The organism is Bacillus sp. 3103sda1 (assembly GCF_024159135.1).
In the GTDB taxonomy this organism is placed as follows: domain Bacteria; phylum Bacillota; class Bacilli; order Bacillales; family Bacillaceae_G; genus Bacillus_A; species Bacillus_A rhizoplanae.
Genome location: NZ_JAMYWS010000001.1, coordinates 3,963,377 through 3,984,868, shown reverse-complemented (window position 1 = coordinate 3,984,868; position 21,492 = coordinate 3,963,377). Strand labels below are relative to the sequence as shown.

The following is a 21,492-nucleotide window of genomic DNA, read 5'->3' as shown; positions in this document are numbered from 1 at the left end:
AGAAAACCCCCCACTGATGGAAGTTTCACTTTATCTGTTTTTCTAATTGAAATCCAATTTAGCATTCGAACGAAACAGTCTACATACTATGAGTTTTGTCTATGGCTTCACGCAGTGCTTTAGCTAATTTGATTGGATCGTCATTTGCCCAAAAATGCATAAAAAATAGTCGGGGATTCTCGGTTAACATGTGATTATGTAAAGCAGTTACTTCAATACCATGTTTACGTAACGTACTTGCAACAGGATTTACCTCTTCAGCAGTAAGTACAAAATCACCAGTTATGGCAGCTTTTTTGTTTTTCGTCGGCTGAAAATTGATTACTGTTGCTATCCTCATAGCAGGAGGAATTTCCATGCCATTTTCCATGATTTTGTCTAACCGGGGAATACTTACGTGATAAACACCACCACTAACTGTACCTTTCTGTCTAAATATTTTATCAAGCTTCTGTTTATCAATGGAAAAGGCATGCGAATCATTCGGTAATTTGTTGTTCCATGGTATTGTTGTTAGTTCCATTGCGGATCTAATCGCTTTAGCTAATTGAACTGGATCACCATACCCCTTAACGTGCAAGTACATAATACGCGGTGACTCTCCCAGCAAATGATTATGTAGTGCAGAAACTTGAATTCCTTGATGAAAAAGTTGATTCATGACAGGTTGAACTTCATTTTCCGTAAGAACTAAATCACCCATAACCATCGTTTGATTACCCATTTGTTTAAAAGCTGTCCAGCCTCCCAAGGCTAAACTAGGCCGGATTGGTATTCCTTGGACATTTACTTGTAAATCATTACGTGGAAGGCTGATATAAAAGACTTCACCTGGCCTCATCGCACCTGATTGCCCCATTGCTTTCTCAACTAGTTTCCAGTTTACTTGCTGCGGTAAATGATTTGTTGAATGATTGTAATTCGGAGAAGAAGAGTTCTCCATCGCTTGAATTGAGGGGGGTGAAGTAAAATTATAAATTATAACAGCAACTAAAAAAGTAATTATAATATATTTCCACTTATGCATAGATTAACTCTCCTTTAGATGTATAGTGAAATATTAGGAAACGATATTATAATTCCCCATTCATCTTATTTCTTGCGCATAACAGCTCGTTAGTGAATGAGCTTTTTTATCCTCGATTACGTCTCGATTCTTTTTTTGCATATAAAAAGGGTTAATTGATATAGCTAGTAGGAGAAAACAAATAGTTAAGAATTTCATAAGCCAATGAGGGAAAAAGGAATGACAGGTTCAGTGCTGTTAGGTGAACAAGGCATCTTCGTTAGGACTAATCATTCCTTTTAGAAATGGAATGTACATCTATTATTATGACTTTTATATAACTTATGTTAAGGGAGTAAATCAGCTTGCTATGAGGATCTGATATAAGAACTATTATGTAAAAAAGTTAGAAATGTCCTTACAGAACCAGGGAGGATCGATAAGAATTCCTCCCTGATATAAATAAAGTCAAATTATCTTTTTAATACTTTAAATGCTTCTCTTATTTTTCTAGCAAACTCTAATGGTGGTTCAATTGACTCAAAATGCATATACATAGCCCGTGGTTCTTCAAATAACCAATGGTTATGAAGTGCTGTAACGATAATGTCTCTTTTTCGAAGTTCAGTTAATAATGGGTTAACCTCTTCTTGTAAAAGAACTGTTTCCCCTAAATTCAACGCATTTCCTTTCCTATCAAGATCTTCAAACGAAAAAAACTGAGGGTTAACCAGTGGAGAGTGTGTTCTACGTCCAAGAATAGTAAATTTAATATCACGAAACTTTTGTACTAAGCATACCCCTTCTGGAGTAACTGTTGCAGATCCACCTAAGATTCTCCCAAATTCTTTACATAAGTCGCATATAGAGTCATTTGAACCCATAAAAAACCTTCTTTCCGTATATTTTTTTTGATTATATAATCAATTCCCTCTAATAAAATATTCGTAGTATAGAGAAAAAGCTTGGACTATTTACGTACTATTAATAGAATTAATAAAAACATTTTAATAGTTTTATATGTTCAGGAATTATAAAAACGAATATTTCCTATTTCAAAAAACAAGAGCAGTCGAAAAGGCGGCTCTTGTTCCATAAATTTTACTTCAATTCCTTCTAGTAAACCACCTTTTCTGAATTGTGTGATAATATGGAGTGAAAGGGGGCATACAAAAAATGGAACATCTACAAATTGGAGAGATACAAGTGACATGGCTGCGAGGAGGAAATACGCATTTAGATGGCGGAGCGATGTTTGGTGTTGTGCCGAAAGCGCTTTGGTCACGTAAATATAGTCATAACGATAAAAATCAAATTTATTTACGAACAGATCCATTGTTGCTGCAAACGAAAGATGGCAATATGCTCATAGATTCAGGTATGGGAAATAACAAAATGAATGAGAAGATGAAACGAAATCAAGGAGTGACAGAAGAGTCATCAGTTGAACAATCGCTCGCTCAGCTTGGTTTGAAAGCGGAAGATATTCAGTATGTTCTTATGACGCATCTTCATTTTGATCATGCATCTGGTTTAACGAAATGGGAAAGGGAAAAGCTTATCCCGACGTTTCCAAATGCAAAAATATACGTATCACAAACAGAATGGGACGAAATGAGAAATCCAAATATCCGCTCACGCAATACATATTGGAAAGAAAATTGGGAGCCAATTGTACATCAAGTACATTTATTTAATGAGGAAATAAATGTTACGGATGAAATCCGAATGCTTCATACGGGCGGACACAGTGATGGACATGCGGTTGTCATTGCACAAAGTCAAAATGAAACATTGCTTCATTTAGCAGATCTAATGCCGACGCATGCGCATCAAAATGTATTGTGGGTTATGGCGTATGATGATTATCCAATGACATCAATTGAGAATAAACAAAAATGGATGAAATACGGCGCAGAGCAGAAAGCGTGGTTTACGTTCTACCATGATGCATATTACCGTGCGGTGAAATGGGATGAAGAAGGGCATATGGTAGAAAAATTAGAACGTAAAGAAGTAGAAGTACCGAGCGAAGTGTAATGGAGTAAAAATTGAATAAGCAAACATAAAGCAAATGAAAAGATAACTCATATGGGAAAAATATCGGTCTACACTGACCGATATTTTTTATGTATTGGATAAAATTCTGAAAATATAGACATTTAATCATGAATGTTTTATAGTAGTTAATACAATAACTACTATTAGGAGGATTTATGGAAGAGAAAGCAATTACCGAATTGCAAAAACATGGATTTTCAAAATACGAGTGTAAGGCCTATATAGGTTTATTGAAATCACCAGCCATCACTGGCTATGAATTAAGTAAACGTTCTGGCGTCCCGCGCTCAATGATTTATGAGGTATTAGGAAAATTACTTGATAAAGGAGCAATTCAAACTGTTCCTTCTGATCCCATTGTCTATAAACCTGTTGAGCCGAAACAGTTGCTCGCTCGTCTTAAAGAAGAGATGAATACATCATTAGAAGTGCTAGAATCGTCCCTCACAACGTTAGAAAGTGATCAGAAAGTGGATGTTGTAACTAGAATTGTTCAGTATGAACATATTGTTCAAGAAATGCTTTCGATGATTCGATCTGCAAAAACAGAACTTTGGTTATCCATTTGGTCTCCTATTGTGAAAGACATTGAAAAAGCTGTTCGAGAGAAAGAAGGATCAATCCCTATTTTTACAGTTTTATTTGGAGCAGAAGATAAGATGCTAGGAAACACGTATCATCACAACTATATGGCACCGGACATTGTTAGTAAACGTATGGGCGGGTATTTGACCATTCTCATTCGGGATGAAGAAGAAGCATTAATTGCTAAGTTTAGCGACAGAGGTTCAGAATGGGCTGTAAAGTCAACTGACCCTGCTCTCGTTCTTATCGCTACCGAATATATTCGACACGACATTATGGTAGAAGAAATTACAACTGCGTTCGGTCCTGAAAAGCTTGATGAGCTATGGAAAAAACGAGAAGATTTAATTCATGTCATGACAGGAAGAAACAGCTTAGTGTAAAGCTGTTTTTTTACCATAAAACAAGAGTCGTTATAATTATAACGACTTTGGAGGGGAATTAGATGTATGCAAAACTAAAATTTGCCGCCTCTATGGCTATCTTTGGTTCAATCGGTTTATTTTCGATAAAAACAGGCCTCCCATCGATTGAATTGGTTTTTGTACGTTGCCTCTGTGCAAGTATTCTTTTAGGAGCAATATGGGGGTTTCACACATTAACAACAAAACAGCAGCATAAAAGTTTTATTCCGCGCCGGGAGTACTTACTTGCTTTATTATGTGGTGTGTTTCTTATCATAAACTGGGTCTTTTTCTTTCGCTCTATTGAAGTAATGCCCATTACTGTGGCAATATCCATTTATCATTTAGCGCCTGTTATTGTGCTTTTATTAGGTTCTTTTATCTTTAAAGAAAAAATAACAGGAACAGGATTGATATTCTTCTTTATTTGTTTTGCAGGAACACTGTTAGTCGGAGGGATTCATCAACATACAACCGTTGCTGGATTTTTATCCACAGGCGTTTTATGGGCGTTTGCAGCAGCACTCTTTTATGCCCTTACTTCAATTACGGGAAAGGGAATTCAAACACTTAGTCCGTTGTTAACGACCGTTATTCAAACGAGCTTGGGTGTTTTGCTATTGATTCCATTCGTAGATTGGTCAAAGTTTACGCATCTTACCGCTGAAAATTGGTTTTATATCCTTGTTACAGGGTTTATTCATACGGGATTCGTATTTTATTTGTTTTTCAGTAGTTTGCGAGAATTAAAGGCTCAAACCATTGCTATTTTAGTTTTTGTTGATCCAATTGTTGCAATCTTACTGGATGTTACTATTTTGAATTACCGTCCTGATGTCTATCAACTTCTTGGAATTTTGCTAGTGTTTGTAGGGATTAGTTATTCTCCAAAAAAAGAAAGACGATTAGCGGAAGATAAATTTGTTCGTTTAAACTAATGGTGCGGATTATTCTACTAATATGAATATGTGTAGGAAAAGGAGAGCAAAGAATGCTCTCCTTTTTCTTAGGAGGTAGCTGTCCAACGATTTTGTTGTAACTATTTGTCGAAATGTTCGTTTCTAAAACATTCTGAAAATTGTTATAATAGCCCCAAGCTAGTCCGTTTTTTAAAAGAAGATAACGAAAAAATGAAAGCGTTTTAATGGATAAGGAGGGGAAATGTATCGTGTATATGACGATTGGGAAGCTGCTGGAATTAACGGTTGGAAGTTATCCGAATAAGGAAGCAATTGTTGAGCCGGAAAAACAGGTTCGCTGGACGTATGCAGAGTGGAACGAGCAGGTAAACAAACTTGCCCATGCACTTCAACAAAGCGGGATACGAAAGGGTGACCGCGTTTCGACATTTCTTTTTAATAGTAGTGCGCTGGCAACGACATGTTTTGCCTGTGCAAAAATTGGGGCTGTATTCAATCCAATTAATTTTCGGTTAAAGCCGCAAGAACTTGCTTATATATTAGAAGACGCTTCTCCTAAAATCGTACTTTTTGAACAGCAATTATCCTCCCAAGTACAAAGCATTCATACACAATTTCCTCACATTCAATTTTGGTACATTGATCAAGATCAGCCAACGTTTTCTATTTCTTATGAAGAAAAAATATCTAGTGCCACGCCACATTTTGAAAAAATAGAAGTAAAAGAAGATGATATTTGTTCCATTATGTATACAAGCGGAACAACGGGTTATCCAAAAGGTGTGCTTCATCGTCACCGAGAGATTATTGATCAAAGCTTGATGGGCGTTGCCTATTTACATTACACGGAAAATAGCCGCGGCCTTGTAACAGCGCCGATGTTTCACTGTGCAGAGCTGCATTGCTGCTTTATTCCGAGAGTACATAGCGGTGCAACAAATATCATTCTTCATCATTTTGATGCAAAGCTTGTCTTAGAGACAATTCAAAGTGAAAAGGTGACTGTTATGTTTGCGGCACCGACAATGTGGAATATGATACTGCAAGAAGATTTGTCACAGTATGATTTATCCTCACTTCAATACGGTTTATATGGAGCGGCGTCGATGGCACCTGCACTTGTGAAAGCTTGCGATGCAAAATTGAATGTTTCATTAGTACAAGCTTACGGAATGACAGAGATGGGACCAGCCGTTACGTTTTTACGTGAGCATGAGCAGCTTTCGAAAGTTGGTTCGGCAGGAAAGGCTGGGTATAATCATGAAATTCGCATTGTCCGTCCGAACGATGATGGACCGTCTGAACCGGATGATGTATTACTTCCATATGAAATTGGAGAAATTATTATAAGAGGTTCGTGTGTGATGGCAGGGTATTACAACAATAAAGAAGCGACAGAAAAGGCTTTATATAAAGGGTGGTATCATTCAGGCGATTTAGGGTATGTAGATAGCGATGGGTATTTATACGTTGCAGACCGCGTTGATGATATGGTCGTGAGCGGCGGTGAGAATATTTATCCGCGTGAAGTAGAGGATTTTTTGTATACGCATGACGGTGTTTTAGATGTTGCGGTGCTAGGAGAGAAGGATGAGTTATGGGGGCAGCGTGTCGTTGCGTATGTTGTTTCGAAGGACGGGTCTCTTACAGAAGAAATGTTAGATGAATATTGTAAACAGAGCGATAAACTCGCTGATTATAAACGCCCGCGCAAGTATGTATTTACCGAGCAGTTGCCGAGAAATGCGAGCGGGAAAATTCAAAAGTTTATTATACGTAGTGAAGGGGCAGAGGTGAATAAATAAGGGGAGAATACGATGAAGCATGCATATTTGGAGGAGGAGCATCACATTTTCCGTGATGCCTTCCGTAAATTTTTAGAAAAGGAAGCGTATCCGCACTATAACCAATGGGAGAAAGACGGTATTATTCCGCGTTCCTTGTGGAAAAAGATGGGCCAAAATGGCTTTCTTTGTTCGATGGTAGAGGAGAAGTACGGCGGAGCCGGCGCTGATTTTGGATATTCAGCTGTGATAAATGAAGAGTTAGAAAAGGTTGGTTCTAGTTTAGTAGGAATTAGTCTCCATAATGATATTGTCGTTCCTTATTTAACAGCATATGGAACAGAAGAACAAAAGAAACGTTGGCTTCCAAAATGTGTGAGCGGTGAATACATTACCGCAATTGCGATGACAGAGCCGGGAGCAGGTTCTGATTTAGCTAGTATTCGCACAACGGCACGCAAAGAAGGGGATCATTATGTTGTAAACGGAGAAAAAACATTCATTACAAATGGCATTCATGCAGATTTAGTCGTTGTTGTTTGTAAGACGGATTCTACTGTAAAGCCAGCTCATAAAGGAATGAGTTTGCTTGTTTTAGAGAGAGGAATGGAAGGATTTAAAAGAGGGAAAAAATTAGAAAAGGTTGGATTACATAGCCAAGATACAGCAGAACTTATTTTTGAAGATGTGAAAGTTCCTGCCTCTAATTTGTTAGGAGAAGAAGGAAAAGGTTTTTATTATTTAATGGACAAATTGCAGCAAGAGCGCCTCGTTGTCGCGATTGCTGCCATAACTGCAGCAGAAGTGATGCTGCGTTTAACAAAGGAATATGTAAAAGGGCGAAAAGCATTCGGAAAGAGTATAAGTGATTTTCAAACTGTTCAATTCAGACTCGCAGAAATGTATACAGAAATTGAAATTGGCCACACATTTATTGATGAATGTATTAGGGCACATATGCATGGGGAAAACATCGTTACCAAAGTATCGATGGCAAAGTGGTGGGTAACAGACCTTGCGAAGAAAGTAGCGGCAGAGTGCATGCAACTGCACGGCGGGTATGGATACATGGAAGAGTACGAGATTGCAAGGCGGTACCGCGATATTCCAGTAAGTGCGATCTATGCCGGAACAAACGAAATTATGAAAAGTATTATCGCGAAAAGTATGGGATTGTAATGAAAGAGGAATGGGAGGAGAAAAGATGATTCAAAATATTGCAGTAATTGGTGCCGGAATTATGGGAAGCGGTATTGTCCAAGCATTAGCGATGGGCGGAAAGTGTGTGAAAATGTATGATGTATCGGAAGAAAGTTTACAAAAGGCATATAAGGGGATTACCGCAAGTTTGGATCGCTTTGTGAAAGCCGGGCGTATGAACAAAGAAGAGAAAGAGCAGGTTCTTGCTAATATTGTTTCTACGATTACGTTAGAGGAAGCATGTAAAGATGTAGAACTTGTTATTGAAGCTGCACCTGAAAATTTGCAGTTGAAAAAAGAGATTTTTAAACAGCTAGATAGCTATGCTTCTCAGGCTACTATTCTTGCAACAAATACATCTGAATTAAGTGTAACGGCGATTGCAAGCGCGACAAACCGCTCTGAGAAAGTGGTGGGGATGCATTGGTTTAATCCAGCACCTGTTATGAAACTCATTGAAATTGTGAAAGGGGTTGATACAGAGGAACATACACTACAAGCAGTGAAAGAATTAGCAGAAGAGATTGGAAAAGAAACAGTTGTTGTGAAAGATGTGCAAGGATTTGTCACTTCAAGAGCAATTGCGGTGCATTTGTTAGAGTGTATGCGTATGTACGAAGAAGGAGTAGGTAGTAAAGAGGAAATTGATAAAGCAATTAAACTTGGCTTGAATTATCCAATGGGTCCATTTGAGTTAGCGGATTATGTTGGATTAGATACGATGTTATTTGCAAGTCAGGGCTTAAGCGAAGCGTTTGGTGATAGATTCCGCGCTCCGCAAACACTTGTAAAACTTGTAGAGGCAGGACATCTTGGCCGGAAAACGGGAAAAGGGTTCTATGATTATCAAAAAGGGAAAGTGGGAGAGAAAATATGAATCGAGAAGTCGTTATTGTTGAAGCGGTACGTACTCCAGTTGGAAAAAGAAACGGTGCTTTTCGTGAACTTCATCCAGTACAACTTGGAGCAGTTGCACTGAATGAAGTAACAAAACGTGCAAATATCGAAAAAGGAATCGTAGAAGATATTGTAATGGGATGTGTAACGCCGATTGCGGAGCAAGGCTTTAATATTGGTAGACTTGCCGCGCTAGAAGCGAACTTTCCGATTACAGTTCCTGCCGTAACGATTAACCGTCTTTGCGGTTCAGGACAACAAGCGATCCATTTTGCGGCGCAAGAGATTAAATCTGGTGATATGGATATTACCATTGCTGCTGGTGTTGAGCATATGACGAAAGTGCCAATTTTAAGCGATGGCAATGCAAATACAATTCCGAGTAGTCTTCATGCGAAATATGAAATTGTACATCAAGGTGTATCAGCAGAAATGATTGCTGAAAAATATGGAATTACAAGAGAGCAACTAGATAGCTATGCCTTTGAAAGTCATCAACGCGCGCTACATGCGATAGAAGCAGGTCATTTTAAGCGAGAAATTGTACCTGTAAATGGAATAGATAAGGAAGGAAATGCAATACTAGTTACAAATGATGAAGGGCCGCGGGCGAATACTTCTCTTGAAGCACTAGCAAATTTAAAGGCTGTGTTCAAGGAGAACGGATCGATTACAGCAGGAAATGCAAGTCAAATTAGTGACGGAGCAGCAGCGATTCTTTTAATGGACAGTGAAAAAGCGAAAGAGCTAGGATATAAAGCACGCGCGCGAATTGTGAATCAAGTTGTTGTTGGCTCAGATCCTACAATGGGACTTACTGGAGTTATTCCAGCAACGAAAAAAGTACTGCAAAAATCAAACTTAACGATTCATGATATGGACTTAGTAGAAATTAATGAAGCATTCGCTTCCGTTGTTCTTGCATGGCAAAAAGAAATGGAAGCAGATTTACATAAGGTAAATGTCAATGGCGGTGCTATTGCATTAGGGCATCCGCTTGGAGCAACAGGTGTGAAATTGATGACTTCCCTTCTTCATGAACTGGAAAGAAGAAATGGAAGATACGGGTTGCTTACGATTTGTATTGGACACGGGATGTCAACGGCAACAATTATTGAAAGAATATAACAGTAAATTTAAGTCATATATTGTCGGCTCGCCGATATATTGATGTGATAATTAAAAGGGTGCAGAAATGAATCTGCACCCTTTTGATTAAGCAACTTTTACTTCTAAAATTGTACCTGTTTTTGCATCTACTAAAAATTCAAATCGTTCTTGTACATCGTGTAATAACGTTGTAATACCACCGCGGTATACATCATAAGTAACATCATATTTTTCAAACGTCTCTGGAACCATATGGACCCAAGAACCTGTAATTTCACCTTTATGACTTAATGCTTGTTTCACCATTTTTAATGCTTTTTCAGAAGAAATGTGTGCTTGTTCTTGTACTTTATTTGCAACAACATATCCAGCCGCAAATCCTATACCAACACCAGCTAGTAAGCTTTTCCAATTCATATACTCACCTCTATTCTATAAAAAGTTCATCTTCATAATTATAAATCAATTTACATGAAAAAAGAAGAAACTAGAAAGATTTCGAAAATTTCGTTACAATAAAAAGAGTGATTCTATTATTGGATTGAAGGAAGGATAACGCAATGAATAAAGAGACAATGGAGCTATTTCGTACGTTAACAGAGCTGCAAGGAGCTTCTGGATTTGAGCATGATGTGCGTCGTTTTATGAAGCAAGAACTAAGCAAATACTCAGATGAGATTGTACAAGATCGTTTAGGAAGTATCTTCGGCTTAAAAAAGGGTGACGAAAATGGACCGCGCGTTCTTGTAGCTGGTCATATGGACGAAGTTGGCTTTATGGTAACGCAAATTACGAAAAACGGAATGGTCCGTTTTCAAACATTAGGCGGCTGGTGGAGTCAAGTGTTACTAGCGCAGCGCGTACAAATTATGACAGACAATGGACCAATTATCGGTGTAGTAGGTTCTGTTCCTCCTCATTTATTAAGTGACGAACAACGCGCGAGACCAATGGATATAAAAAATATGTTAATTGATATCGGTGCAGATAGCCCAGAGGAAGCACATGAAATTGGCGTGAAACCTGGTCAACAAATTGTGCCAATTTGTCCGTTTACACCAATGGCAAATCCAAAGAAAATTATGGCAAAAGCTTGGGATAACCGTTATGGCTGCGGCCTTGCGATTGAATTGTTAAAAGAGTTAAAAGATGAAAAATTACCAAACACGCTATATTCCGGTGCAACTGTACAAGAAGAAGTCGGTCTTCGCGGTGCACAAACAGCAGCGAATATGATTCAGCCAGATATTTTTTATGCGTTAGATGCAGGCCCAGCGAACGATGCATCAGGAGATAAAACACAGTTTGGTCAAATCGGAAAAGGTGCTGTGCTTCGTTTGTATGATCGTTCTATGGTGACACACCGTGGAATTCGTGAGTTTATTTTAGATACAGCAGAAACGCATAACATTCCGTATCAATACTTCGTATCACAAGGTGGTACAGATGCAGGACGTGTACACACAAGTAACTCTGGTGTACCATCAGCTGTTATTGGTGTATGTGCTCGTTACATTCATACACATGCTTCGATTTTACATATTGATGATTACGCAGCAGCGAAAGAATTGCTGATTCATTTAGTAAAAGCAACAGATAAAACAACATTTGAAACAATTAAACAAAATGTTTAATATGGAAAAGGCCAAATGCGGCCTTTTCTTTTTAAATAGGAGGTTTAACAGTGAAAGTAGCAGTCGGATCAAAAAATAAAACAAAAGTAAATGCTGTTCAGGAAGTGTTACCAGATGCTGAAATGATTTCATTGTCTGTACCGTCTCATGTGTCAGCGCAGCCGTTTTCTGATGAAGAAACGCTGCAAGGGGCAAGTAACCGGGCAAAATTAGCATTAGCAGAAGGAAAAGCAGATATTGGAATTGGTTTAGAAGGCGGTGTGATGCATACAGAATACGGCTTGTTTATGTGTAACTGGGGTGCTTTAGCAACGAAAGAAGGAAAGTTATTTACCGCAGGCGGAGCACGTATAAAACTGCCAGATGAGTTTATTCAACCTCTTGAAGAAGGAAAAGAATTAAGTGAAGTAATGGAAGAGTATACAAAGCGGCATGACATTCGCAGCCATGAAGGAGCAATCGGCATTTTTACAAACAATTATGTAGATCGAACGGATTTGTTTGTGCATGTTGTGAAGCTATTAGTTGGACAATATATGTATGACAGAAACGAAGCATAAACCTTGCACCGTACTTCATGTATGGTAGTATATAAATACAAATGAAAAAAAACCTAAAAACCCTCTTTCTTTTTAGATGGGCGAGAGCATCTGGCCATGCATAGAAGCGGTCAGGGCCTTTTCCTGCCACGTGCAAGGGTTAAAACAAAGGTAGAAAGCGAGTGCAGGTCATGTTTTGATCTGCATGGCAGCGATTTATATGTTGATAAATCAAAATGGATTTATATATAAAGTAAGATTAAATTAGTAAATACATACTTCTTTTTAGGGAGGAATTATAGATGAAATCATTAGAAAGCATGGAGCAATTTCAAGAATTGAAAAACGAGGAGAAAGTGATCTTTTTATTCTCAGCAGACTGGTGCCCAGATTGCCGTTTTATCGATCCATTTATGCCGGAAGTAGAAGAAAAATATAGCGAGTTCTCTTTCTATTATGTAGACCGTGATGAATATATCGATCTATGCATCAAATTAGACGTATTTGGTATTCCAAGCTTTGTCGCTTACAATAAGGGAGAAGAAATTGGTCGTTACGTAAACAAAGATCGTAAAACGCAAGAGCAAATTGAAGAGTTTATTGAAGGGTTAAAGTAAGACGTTTCCAGCCAATTACAATGCGAAAAACAACCTCTGTCTTCACATGTGGAGGTTGTTTTTTTCGGAAGGGAGGTACATCATATGAAAATGACGAGTAAAAAGATGAAAGACGAGCTTATGAAGCGTCTTGAAAGAGCAGAGTGGAATTTTCAGTACGATAGTGAAAAGGAGACACTTCGCATTGAGCAGACAGATACGAAAAAGGGAATTACTGTTTCTCTTCCAGGTATCGTAGCGAAGTGGGAGGTAAAGAAAGAGAAGGCAATTGACGAAGTTGTATATTACGTAGAAGAAGCGCTCGTTGCGATGCATAAAGAAGTAAAAAGTACGGCGAAAATTTTTCCTGTTATTCGTTCGACGTCCTTTCCGAAAGAAGCGGAAGAAGGAAATCCGTTTGTCATGACAGAGCATACAGCAGAAACGCGTATTTACTATTCATTAGATTCAGATAAAACATATCGCCTTATTGATCAGCGTTTGCTGCAAAAACTTGGGATGACAGAAGAACAAGTACGTGAAATGGCATTGTTCAACGTTCGTTCTTTAAGTGCTGATTTTAAGCGAGATGAAGTCGCTGGAAATACGTTTTATTTCTTAAATACAAATGATGGGTATGATGCGAGTCGTATTTTAAACGATTCATTATTACGAGAGATGCGTAAACAAATTTCAGGTGATATGGTTGTTGCAGTTCCACATCAAGATGTATTAATTGTTGCTGATATCGTGAACAAAATCGGTTATGATATTATTGCACAAATGACAATGAAGTTTTTTGCAGAAGGTCATGTTCCGATTACATCACTTTCATTCGTATATGAAGATGGTAATTTCGAACCAATCTTTATTTTGGCGAAAAATCGGAAGGAACGAAGTGAAAAAGAGAAAGGATGAACAAAGTGAACGTTTTTTATAACCTTGAAGGTATTGGGGATACATTAATTGTTGCCCTGCAAGATATTACATTAGAAAACCGTACATTTGAACGTAAAGGAGATGTAGCGCGCGTTTTCGATCGTGAAAGCAATGTAACAGCAGGATTCAACATCTTTAATGCTTCTTCCTATATGGAAGTAACAGAAACAGGTAATCTTACACTAACAAAAGAGCTTGTTGAAAAGATCAATGAAATTTTAGCGAAGAACGATTTTACAGAAAAAGTAGAAGCGGATCTTTCTCCAAAATTTGTTGTTGGTTACGTAGCAGAAAAAGAAAAACATCCAAATGCGGATAAATTAAATGTATGTAAAGTAGAAGTTGGGACAGAAACATTACAAATCGTATGCGGTGCGCCAAACGTTGACGCAGGCCAAAAAGTAGTCGTTGCGAAAATCGGTGCGGTAATGCCAAGCGGTATGTTAATTAAACCAGCAGAGCTTCGCGGTATTCCATCTTCAGGTATGATTTGCTCAGCACGTGAATTAGAGCTTCCAGATGCTCCGCAAGAAAAAGGAATTCTTGTACTTGAAGAAAGTTACGAAGTTGGACAAGAGTTTAAATTTTAAATATATGGCCCGTTAGAGCGGGATGAAAAATAGTCTCATTGTTAATGAGGCTATTTTTTTATCGGAAAATTGGCAAGAAACCCCCATCTTCAAAACGCTCAGTGCATAGCCCAGTTTAAGGTGGGGATGAATTGCCTTTGAATTTGTATAAAAATTTTTGATATCGATACGAATGTATGTTCTTTTTTGCTGCTTTGTAGTATTATTATGGAAAGAAGGGGGTGAACATGATGACAAGAGAAAAAGAATATACAACCTATCAAATTTGGATTAAGAAAGATCACAAATTGCACGCCTACTTCATGGAAATGTGTCAACATGCAAAAAATCTCTACAATACAACGAATTTCTATATTCGCCAAGTGTATACGGCCTTACGTACGGATCAACCATTACAGCCACTTCAACAAGAAGTTCTCCATACATTACAAGCATATATTGAAATCATGAATGAAAATCAACTTCGTGCGTATCAAAGACGTGTGCAAAAGCAGAAAGAAAAGCTGGCAGAAGAACGGAAAGAAATCAAGTGTAATCTGTTTACGTTACCGACAAAGGAGAAATCATTTCTATCCTATAACTTTCTAGATTGTTTGTTTAAAATAATGAAGCAACAAGATTATATGAACTTGCCAGCACAAACGAATCAAGCGGTTATGAAGAAGTTATATCAAAACTGGAAATCATTCTTTACTTCCATTAAAGCATACGAAAAACATCCTTCCACTTTTACGGGTAGACCTCGCATTCCCAAATACATTAAATCATCTATGAGAGAAATTGTATTCACGAATCAAGTATGTAAACTCCAAGATAAGTATATTCGTTTTCCAAAAACAAGTATCAAATTAAATATCGGTAAATTGCTCGGGAAAATCGAAAATTTAAAAGAAGTACGTGTTTCTCCTGCCTATGGGAAGTTTAAGGTGGAAATTGTAACAGAACATTCCAAGTCAATACCTGAGCATGTAGACAATAATCGGTATATGAGTATCGATTTAGGGATTCATAACATTGCAACTATCACAACGAATATAGGGATCACACCTATGTTAGTAAAGGGCAATGTCATCAAAAGCATCAATCAATACTACAACAAGCAAAAGGCCCATTTACTGGGTATTCTTCGTCATGGAAAAGAACCAAAAGAAGGACCACACACATCAAAGCGTTTAGAAAAGCTTCATGAAAAACGGTTTCTTAAAATAAAAGATATCTTCCACAAAATGAGTCACCACATTGTTCAGATAGCGATTCAACAGGAAATCTCTATGATTGTGATTGGGAAAAATACATCATGGAAACAAAACAGTAATATGGGAAACCGACAGAATCAATCCTTTTGCCATATCCCACACAATCTACTTATTGAAATGATCACCTATAAGGCCAAACGAAATGGGATTGCTGTTCAAGTCGTAGAAGAATCGTATACAAGCAAGGCATCCTTTTTAGACAATGATGTAATTCCCACTTATGGTGAAGAAGACATTCTTGTATTCAGTGGGAAACGTATTAAACGTGGCTTGTATCGTACGAAAGAGAACAAATTACTAAACGCAGATGTGAATGGTTCCTATAACATCTTAAAAAAAGCAGTTCCAAAGGCGTTTGCTGATGGAATAGAGGGGTTGTGCCATCAGGCAGCTGTGTCAACTCCACTCGTGTTAAGCATCTTTTGAGGATGATACATGAGAAACCCCCACTTCAAGATCCGAAGGAGATAAGTGGCGGGAGTTTTCATCAAGAGAGTTTAACGGCTTCTGAGTTCATTGTGAATAAAGTGAAGGAAAACAGTAACATACAAGTAAACGGAATTAAATTTCGTGATGATTTATCTGGATTTAATTGGGCGGAAGTACCGGGAGTTTTATTAGAATTAGGATTTATGTCTAACCCAGAAGAAGACCAAAAACTATCAGACGTAAATTATTTACGTTCTTTACTGCAAAGTGTGGCAGATAGTGTTGAAAGTTACCGAGTAAGTAAAGGATAAAGTGAAACTTCCATCAGTGACGTTTTTCTCACTGATGGTTAGTTGAACCAATCAGGCTTTTACGGGCAGTTATCTTCCAAGCTTTTCTCCATCCTTTACTGCCCGTTAATGCGGGATAAACTTTTTTCGATCCATATCATATAAAAGCGTTTTCATTTTGTAATCTTTTTCATTTTTCTGTAAATAATTTGAAATTAATTTCATCTGCACTTTTTGCCGAATGCTGATACAATAAAGGGTGTTACTATTTAGTAGAAAGAGTGGTAAGCATGCTAGATTGGATGAAAAAGTTTTTTAAAAAAGAGGAAGAAAATGAAGCGACAGCATTGAGAGAAATAGAGACTCTTGTAGAGAAAAAGGTTACTTCGCACACTCCTCGTGTAAACTACTACTCTAATAAACGAGAAGATGAGCTGCAAGTGTCTAAGCCGCATGCGAGCAGGAATTTTCGTTTTCCATTAATTCCTGACGGAGGATTTGAGGAGAACACAATGAAATCGCCTCGTATAGAGGAGCGTGCTATACAAGAAATACCAATTCGAGAAAGACGCCAATCAAGACGAGTAGAAGAAATACAAAAAGAGACACAGATTGAACCGATTATTCAAGAGGTAACGGAAGCAAAGCCTACTTCTGTAGAAGAAAGTCACCGAAGACCGTTTCGTCCAACAGAAATAGTTTCTCCGATTTTTGGGTATAAACGCCCGGAAGTAGTGGGACAAGAACATACTGAAAGTAAGAAACAACAACGAGAAGATATTGAGATATCAATAGAAGGAAAAGCAGTTGTTGATGTATGGTTTGAGAAGAATGGCTATGCGTTTTATGATTCATCACAAGATGTTCTACCAGAACAAAATCAAGTAGAGTCTACACGAATTGAAGCGGAAGTTAAGAAGTCTGTTGTTGATACATGGTTAGAGAAAAATGAAGCAGAACTTACATCTGTGCAAAATGATGCAACATTCCATGAAACGGTGCTACTTAATCGTGATGCAGTTGCGGCTCAAGGTGAAAATGAATTACATGAACCTATTGCTGTAGAGTCAGAATTTGAAATGAAAGAAGAAGTTGAGAGAATAGAAGAGTCTGTTATGCAAGAAGAAGCAGAAGAGCCTGAAGAAATAGAAGTAGTGGAAGTATCTTCAGAGATAGAAGAAGCTGTTATGCAAGAAGAAACATTTGAAGCTGAAGAATCTCAGGAAATAGAAGAAATCGAGTTATCTTCGGAGACGGAAGAATCGAATGTACAAGAAGAAACAGAAGAAGTTGAAGAGCCTCAGGAAATAGAAGTAGTAGAGTTATCTTCAGAGACAGAAGAATTGGATGTACAAGAAGAAGCACAAGAAGCAGAAGCGCCTGAGGAAATAGAAGTAGTAGAAGTATTTTTAGAGATAGAAGAAGCTGTTATGCAAGAAGAAACATTTGAAGCTGAAGAATCTAAGGAAACAGGAGAAATAGAGTTATCTTTAGAGACGGAAGAATTGGATGTACAAGAAGAAACAGAAGAAGTTGAAGAGCCTCAGGAAATAGAAGTAGTAGAGTTATCTTCAGAGACAGAAGAATTGGATGTACAAGAAGAAGCACAAGAAGCAGAAGCGCCTGAGGAAATAGAAGTAGTAGAAGTATTTTTAGAGATAGAAGAAGCTGTTATGCAAGAAGAAACATTTGAAGCTGAAGAATCTAAGGAAACAGGAGAAATAGAGTTATCTTTAGAGACGGAAGAATTGGATGTACAGGAAGAAACAGAAGAAGTTGAAGTGTCTCAGGAAATAGAAGAAATCAAGTTATCTTCAGAGACGGAAGAATCGAATGTACAAGAAGAAACAGAAGAAGCAGAAGTGTCTCAGGAAATAGAAGAAATAGAGTTATCTTTAGAGATAGAAGAATTGGATGTACAAGAAGAAACAGAAGAAGTTGAAGAATCTCAGGAAATAGAAGAAATAGAGTTATCTTCAGAGACAGAAGAATTGGATGTACAAGAAGAAACAGAAGTAGTGGAAGAATCTTCAGAAATGGAAGAGTCTAATATACAAGAGGAAGTACTTGAAGCCTCAATAACAGAAGAACTGCTTGAAGCTAAGGAAGTGGAAGCAGTAGAGTTATCTTCAGAAATGAAAGAGTCTAATACACAAGAAGAAGTACTTGAAGCGGAAGCAATAGTAACTGAAAATTTCGTTCATGAACAAAGTGAAGAACCTGTTAAAGCTGATGAACAAACACAGCAAGCTGTACAAGCCTTTGCAAATGTATTAATAGAAGAAACAGAGGAAAAACAAAATGCAATTGCTGAGCAGACTAAAGTAAAAACAGGGCAGCCCAAAGTAGATGCAACGCAAGAACCAAAACGTGAGAAGAAACGTTTCGTTCCGTTTAATGTAGTGATGTTAAAGCAAGATAAACAGATGTTAGCAGAAAAGCGCCGTGTAGCAATGCCGTCGCAACCGGCTCCTTCACAAAATGTGACTGAGCAAAAAAAACAAAATATTGAATCGCCAGCAGTGAAACAACCAGTGCAAGAAGAGATGACGCACCGAGTTGTTGTAGAAACAAAACAAGATATTCGTAACGTTTTACAGGCACCGCCAACGTATGAGTTTCCACCATTAGCACTTTTAAATATCCCAAGTCATCCGGCGGCACATGATGCTGAGTGGTTAGAGGAACAAAAAGAGCTGTTAAATACGACATTCCATAATTTCCATGTCGGTGCAAAAGTGGTGAATGTGACGCAAGGGCCAGCTGTAACTCGTTTTGAAGTGCAGCCAGAACCTGGTGTGAAAGTAAATAAAATTACGAATTTAAGTGACGATATTAAATTAAATTTAGCTGCTCGTGATATTCGAATTGAGGCGCCAATTCCAGGGAAAAGTGCAGTTGGAATTGAAGTGCCGAATAAAGAGAGCAAAGCTGTATTTCTTCGTGAAATTTTACGAAGCCCAGTGTTTACGAAAAGTGAATCACCGCTTACAGTCGCACTTGGTCTAGATATTTCAGGAACACCGATTGTGACGGATATTCGAAAAATGCCGCACGGTTTAATTGCGGGGGCAACAGGATCAGGAAAAAGCGTATGTATTAATGCAATTTTAACAAGTATTTTATATAAAGCGAAGCCACACGAAGTAAAGCTGATGCTAATTGATCCGAAGATGGTTGAACTTGCGCCGTACAATTCTGTACCGCATCTTGTTGCGCCGGTTATTACGGATGTAAAAGCGGCGACGGCAGCTTTAAAGTGGGCAGTAGATGAAATGGAACGTCGTTATGAATTGTTTGCACATGCAGGTGCGCGTGATTTAACGCGTTACAATACGATTATGAACGAACAAGAAATTCCAGGCGAGACGTTGCCGTATATCGTTATTGTTATTGATGAGCTGGCTGATTTAATGATGGTTGCACCGGGTGATGTGGAAGAAGCGATTTGCCGGATTGCCCAAAAAGCAAGAGCGTGTGGAATTCATTTATTAGTAGCGACGCAGCGTCCATCTGTAGATGTTATTACAGGATTGATTAAATCGAACATTCCAACGCGAATTGCTTTTACAGTGTCATCGCAAGTAGACTCACGTACAATTATTGATATTGGCGGAGCTGAGAAATTACTTGGCCGTGGTGATATGCTATTTTTAGATAATGGAACATCAAAACCGGTTCGTGTGCAAGGGGTATACGTTTCAGATGAAGAAATTGAAAAGTCTGTTGCGCATGCGAAACGTCAAATGAAGCCAAATTATTTATTCCATCAAGAAGACTTATTGGCAAAAACAGAACAGCAAGAATCTGAAGATGAGTTGTTCTTTGAGGCATGTCAATTTGTTGTAGAACAAGGGGGAGCATCCACGTCTTCTGTGCAGAGAAGATTCCGAATTGGGTATAACCGTGCAGCTCGTCTTATTGAAGACATGGAAGCGCAAGGGATCATTTCAGAAGCACGCGGAACAAAACCAAGAGACGTCCTCATTACAGAAGATGAATTTGCTGCGATGCAGGATATACATGTATAAGAAAAGGTTTTGCTGTATACTAAGAGAAAACGCTGGATAGTAAAGTAGGGAGTATAGCGACATGAAAGAAATCGAATTAAAATTACAAGGTGAAATAAATCGACTAACAAATAAGACGTTCAAGTTTGATGAGCGCGTTGGCGAAGGTTGGTTTTCTGCGGTTTATTTCTTAAAAACTCGTGATATTATTAAAGAATTTCGACCAGGAAGCGTTGTGACAATGCAGTTTTTCCAAAAGGAACATGCTGTATTATGCGGAACAGATGAAGCACTTGCTTTATTACAAACATTTGCAGAGCATCCTGAAGAGCTTGAAATTTATTCCTTAAAAGATGGGGATCAGGTTAATCCGTTTGAAACAGTATTAACGATTCGCGGACCGTATGAGTATTTCGGCTATTTAGAAGGTGTAATAGATGGCATTTTAGGACGCCGCACTTCTGTTGCAACAAATGTGTATAATGTTGTGCAAGCTGCGCGCAGCGGTGAGAAAGAGAAGCCTGTTATTTTCATGGGTGATCGTGATGATCATTATACACAACAAGCTGGTGATGGTTATGCGGCTTATATCGGTGGCATGAGCGCACAAGCAACGCATGCGATGAATGAATGGTGGGGTAGAAGCGGCATGGGAACAATGCCTCACGCTTTAATTCAAATGTTTAACGGTGATGTTGTGGAAGCGGCAAAAGCATATCATAAAAAGTTCCCAGAAGATGAGTTAGTTGTACTAATTGATTACAATAACGATGTGATTACAGATGCGCTTCGCGTGGCACGTGAATTTGGATCAGAGCTAAAAGGAGTACGTGTAGATACATCTCGTACGATGATTGATCAATACTTCATTCGTCATCCGGAAGTGCTTGGTACATTTGATCCGCGCGGTGTGAATCCTTCTCTTATCTTTGCACTTCGCAAAGCATTAGATGACGAAGGATTCCAGCATGTAAATATCGTAGTGAGCGGCGGATTTGATGAAAAACGTATCCGTGAGTTTGAAGCACAAAATGTTCCTGTTGATATTTATGGCGTTGGCAGCAGCTTATTAAAAATGAATATTGGCTTCACAGGTGATAACGTAGAATTGAACGAAAAACCGGAAGCGAAAGCAGGACGTAAATATCGTCCAAATCCACGCTTAGAGCGTGTTCAGTTGCAAGCAAGAGAAAATGAGGAATAAGAGGAAAAACTGATAGGGAATTGACCCTATCAGTTTTT

At 38.3% G+C, this 21,492-nt stretch carries 18 protein-coding genes and 1 pseudogene; 16 read left to right on the top strand and 3 right to left on the bottom strand.

Annotated features, from left to right (window positions below):
* Positions 1-79: 79 nt before the first annotated feature.
* Positions 80-1,027, bottom strand: a complete 948-nt coding sequence (locus tag NKR74_RS19990; RefSeq protein WP_253630607.1) for a DUF1259 domain-containing protein — start codon at positions 1,025-1,027, stop codon at positions 80-82.
* Positions 1,028-1,479: 452 nt separating this feature from the next.
* Positions 1,480-1,890: a DUF1259 domain-containing protein gene (locus NKR74_RS19985; RefSeq protein ID WP_253630606.1), complete on the bottom strand. Its 411-nt coding sequence runs from the start codon at positions 1,888-1,890 to the stop codon at positions 1,480-1,482.
* Positions 1,891-2,182: 292 nt separating this feature from the next.
* Here NKR74_RS19985 and NKR74_RS19980 point away from each other — a divergent pair, with 292 nt between their 5' ends.
* The 7 genes from NKR74_RS19980 to NKR74_RS19950 all read left to right on the top strand — a co-directional run bounded on the left by NKR74_RS19980 (position 2,183) and on the right by NKR74_RS19950 (position 9,985).
* Positions 2,183-3,046, top strand: a complete 864-nt coding sequence (locus NKR74_RS19980; RefSeq protein WP_253630605.1) for a YtnP family quorum-quenching lactonase — start codon at positions 2,183-2,185, stop codon at positions 3,044-3,046.
* 176 nt (positions 3,047-3,222) lie between these two features.
* Positions 3,223-4,035, top strand: a complete 813-nt coding sequence (locus tag NKR74_RS19975) for a TrmB family transcriptional regulator (RefSeq protein ID WP_253630604.1) — start codon at positions 3,223-3,225, stop codon at positions 4,033-4,035.
* A 62-nt stretch (positions 4,036-4,097) separates the two neighbouring features.
* Positions 4,098-4,994, top strand: a complete 897-nt coding sequence (locus NKR74_RS19970; RefSeq protein ID WP_253630603.1) for a DMT family transporter — start codon at positions 4,098-4,100, stop codon at positions 4,992-4,994.
* 230 nt (positions 4,995-5,224) lie between these two features.
* Complete coding sequence (locus tag NKR74_RS19965) at positions 5,225-6,781, top strand: fatty acid--CoA ligase (protein WP_253630602.1); 1,557 nt, start codon at positions 5,225-5,227, stop codon at positions 6,779-6,781.
* Positions 6,782-6,793: 12 nt separating this feature from the next.
* Positions 6,794-7,939 (top strand): acyl-CoA dehydrogenase family protein, encoded by a 1,146-nt coding sequence (locus NKR74_RS19960; protein ID WP_253630601.1) that lies wholly within the window; start codon positions 6,794-6,796, stop codon positions 7,937-7,939.
* 25 nt (positions 7,940-7,964) lie between these two features.
* On the top strand, positions 7,965-8,837 hold the full coding sequence (locus NKR74_RS19955) for a 3-hydroxyacyl-CoA dehydrogenase family protein (protein WP_253630600.1): 873 nt from the start codon (positions 7,965-7,967) through the stop codon (positions 8,835-8,837).
* Positions 8,834-9,985: a thiolase family protein gene (locus NKR74_RS19950; RefSeq protein ID WP_253630599.1), complete on the top strand. Its 1,152-nt coding sequence runs from the start codon at positions 8,834-8,836 to the stop codon at positions 9,983-9,985. The genes NKR74_RS19955 and NKR74_RS19950 overlap by 4 nt, the downstream gene beginning before the upstream one ends.
* An 87-nt stretch (positions 9,986-10,072) precedes the next feature.
* Here NKR74_RS19950 and NKR74_RS19945 read toward each other — a convergent pair whose 3' ends face one another.
* Positions 10,073-10,384 (bottom strand): PepSY domain-containing protein, encoded by a 312-nt coding sequence (locus NKR74_RS19945; RefSeq protein WP_098306792.1) that lies wholly within the window; start codon positions 10,382-10,384, stop codon positions 10,073-10,075.
* Positions 10,385-10,527: 143 nt separating this feature from the next.
* Here NKR74_RS19945 and NKR74_RS19940 point away from each other — a divergent pair, with 143 nt between their 5' ends.
* From NKR74_RS19940 to NKR74_RS19900, 9 genes and pseudogenes are all read left to right on the top strand, one after another.
* The gene (locus NKR74_RS19940) at positions 10,528-11,601 is read left to right on the top strand and encodes a M42 family metallopeptidase (protein WP_098306794.1); all 1,074 of its coding nucleotides are present in this window, start codon (positions 10,528-10,530) and stop codon (positions 11,599-11,601) included.
* 50 nt (positions 11,602-11,651) lie between these two features.
* Positions 11,652-12,161: a DUF84 family protein gene (locus NKR74_RS19935; protein ID WP_253630598.1), complete on the top strand. Its 510-nt coding sequence runs from the start codon at positions 11,652-11,654 to the stop codon at positions 12,159-12,161.
* A 281-nt stretch (positions 12,162-12,442) separates the two neighbouring features.
* On the top strand, positions 12,443-12,757 hold the full coding sequence (locus tag NKR74_RS19930; RefSeq protein WP_090918897.1) for a thioredoxin family protein: 315 nt from the start codon (positions 12,443-12,445) through the stop codon (positions 12,755-12,757).
* Positions 12,758-12,841: 84 nt separating this feature from the next.
* On the top strand, positions 12,842-13,654 hold the full coding sequence (locus tag NKR74_RS19925) for a DUF1444 domain-containing protein (protein WP_253630597.1): 813 nt from the start codon (positions 12,842-12,844) through the stop codon (positions 13,652-13,654).
* Positions 13,651-14,265, top strand: coding sequence for a YtpR family tRNA-binding protein (gene ytpR / locus NKR74_RS19920; RefSeq protein WP_098306800.1), 615 nt, complete (start codon positions 13,651-13,653; stop codon positions 14,263-14,265). The genes NKR74_RS19925 and ytpR overlap by 4 nt, the downstream gene beginning before the upstream one ends.
* A gap of 230 nt (positions 14,266-14,495) precedes the next feature.
* On the top strand, positions 14,496-15,947 hold the full coding sequence (locus tag NKR74_RS19915) for an RNA-guided endonuclease InsQ/TnpB family protein (protein ID WP_253630596.1): 1,452 nt from the start codon (positions 14,496-14,498) through the stop codon (positions 15,945-15,947).
* Positions 15,948-16,006: 59 nt separating this feature from the next.
* Positions 16,007-16,261: pseudogene (locus tag NKR74_RS19910) on the top strand (N-acetylmuramoyl-L-alanine amidase); the annotation flags it as partial.
* Between the two features lie 269 nt (positions 16,262-16,530).
* A complete protein-coding gene (locus tag NKR74_RS19905; RefSeq protein ID WP_253630595.1) occupies positions 16,531-20,271 on the top strand; it encodes a DNA translocase FtsK in 3,741 nt (1,246 codons plus the stop codon).
* Between the two features lie 61 nt (positions 20,272-20,332).
* Positions 20,333-21,454 (top strand): nicotinate phosphoribosyltransferase, encoded by a 1,122-nt coding sequence (locus NKR74_RS19900; RefSeq protein WP_098311068.1) that lies wholly within the window; start codon positions 20,333-20,335, stop codon positions 21,452-21,454.
* Positions 21,455-21,492: the final 38 nt, after the last annotated feature.

What these genes read in the sequence shown, in the direction of transcription:
- NKR74_RS19990 (WP_253630607.1), bottom strand. Translation starts at nt 1,027, where the DNA reads ATGCATAAGTGGAAATATATTATAATTACTTTTTTAGTTGCTGTTATA.
- NKR74_RS19985 (WP_253630606.1), bottom strand. Translation starts at nt 1,890, where the DNA reads ATGGGTTCAAATGACTCTATATGCGACTTATGTAAAGAATTTGGGAGA.
- NKR74_RS19980 (WP_253630605.1), top strand. Translation starts at nt 2,183, where the DNA reads ATGGAACATCTACAAATTGGAGAGATACAAGTGACATGGCTGCGAGGA.
- NKR74_RS19975 (WP_253630604.1), top strand. Translation starts at nt 3,223, where the DNA reads ATGGAAGAGAAAGCAATTACCGAATTGCAAAAACATGGATTTTCAAAA.
- NKR74_RS19970 (WP_253630603.1), top strand. Translation starts at nt 4,098, where the DNA reads ATGTATGCAAAACTAAAATTTGCCGCCTCTATGGCTATCTTTGGTTCA.
- NKR74_RS19960 (WP_253630601.1), top strand. Translation starts at nt 6,794, where the DNA reads ATGAAGCATGCATATTTGGAGGAGGAGCATCACATTTTCCGTGATGCC.
- NKR74_RS19955 (WP_253630600.1), top strand. Translation starts at nt 7,965, where the DNA reads ATGATTCAAAATATTGCAGTAATTGGTGCCGGAATTATGGGAAGCGGT.
- NKR74_RS19950 (WP_253630599.1), top strand. Translation starts at nt 8,834, where the DNA reads ATGAATCGAGAAGTCGTTATTGTTGAAGCGGTACGTACTCCAGTTGGA.
- NKR74_RS19945 (WP_098306792.1), bottom strand. Translation starts at nt 10,384, where the DNA reads ATGAATTGGAAAAGCTTACTAGCTGGTGTTGGTATAGGATTTGCGGCT.
- NKR74_RS19940 (WP_098306794.1), top strand. Translation starts at nt 10,528, where the DNA reads ATGAATAAAGAGACAATGGAGCTATTTCGTACGTTAACAGAGCTGCAA.
- NKR74_RS19930 (WP_090918897.1), top strand. Translation starts at nt 12,443, where the DNA reads ATGAAATCATTAGAAAGCATGGAGCAATTTCAAGAATTGAAAAACGAG.
- NKR74_RS19925 (WP_253630597.1), top strand. Translation starts at nt 12,842, where the DNA reads ATGAAAATGACGAGTAAAAAGATGAAAGACGAGCTTATGAAGCGTCTT.
- ytpR (WP_098306800.1), top strand. Translation starts at nt 13,651, where the DNA reads ATGAACAAAGTGAACGTTTTTTATAACCTTGAAGGTATTGGGGATACA.
- NKR74_RS19915 (WP_253630596.1), top strand. Translation starts at nt 14,496, where the DNA reads ATGACAAGAGAAAAAGAATATACAACCTATCAAATTTGGATTAAGAAA.
- NKR74_RS19905 (WP_253630595.1), top strand. Translation starts at nt 16,531, where the DNA reads ATGCTAGATTGGATGAAAAAGTTTTTTAAAAAAGAGGAAGAAAATGAA.
- NKR74_RS19900 (WP_098311068.1), top strand. Translation starts at nt 20,333, where the DNA reads ATGAAAGAAATCGAATTAAAATTACAAGGTGAAATAAATCGACTAACA.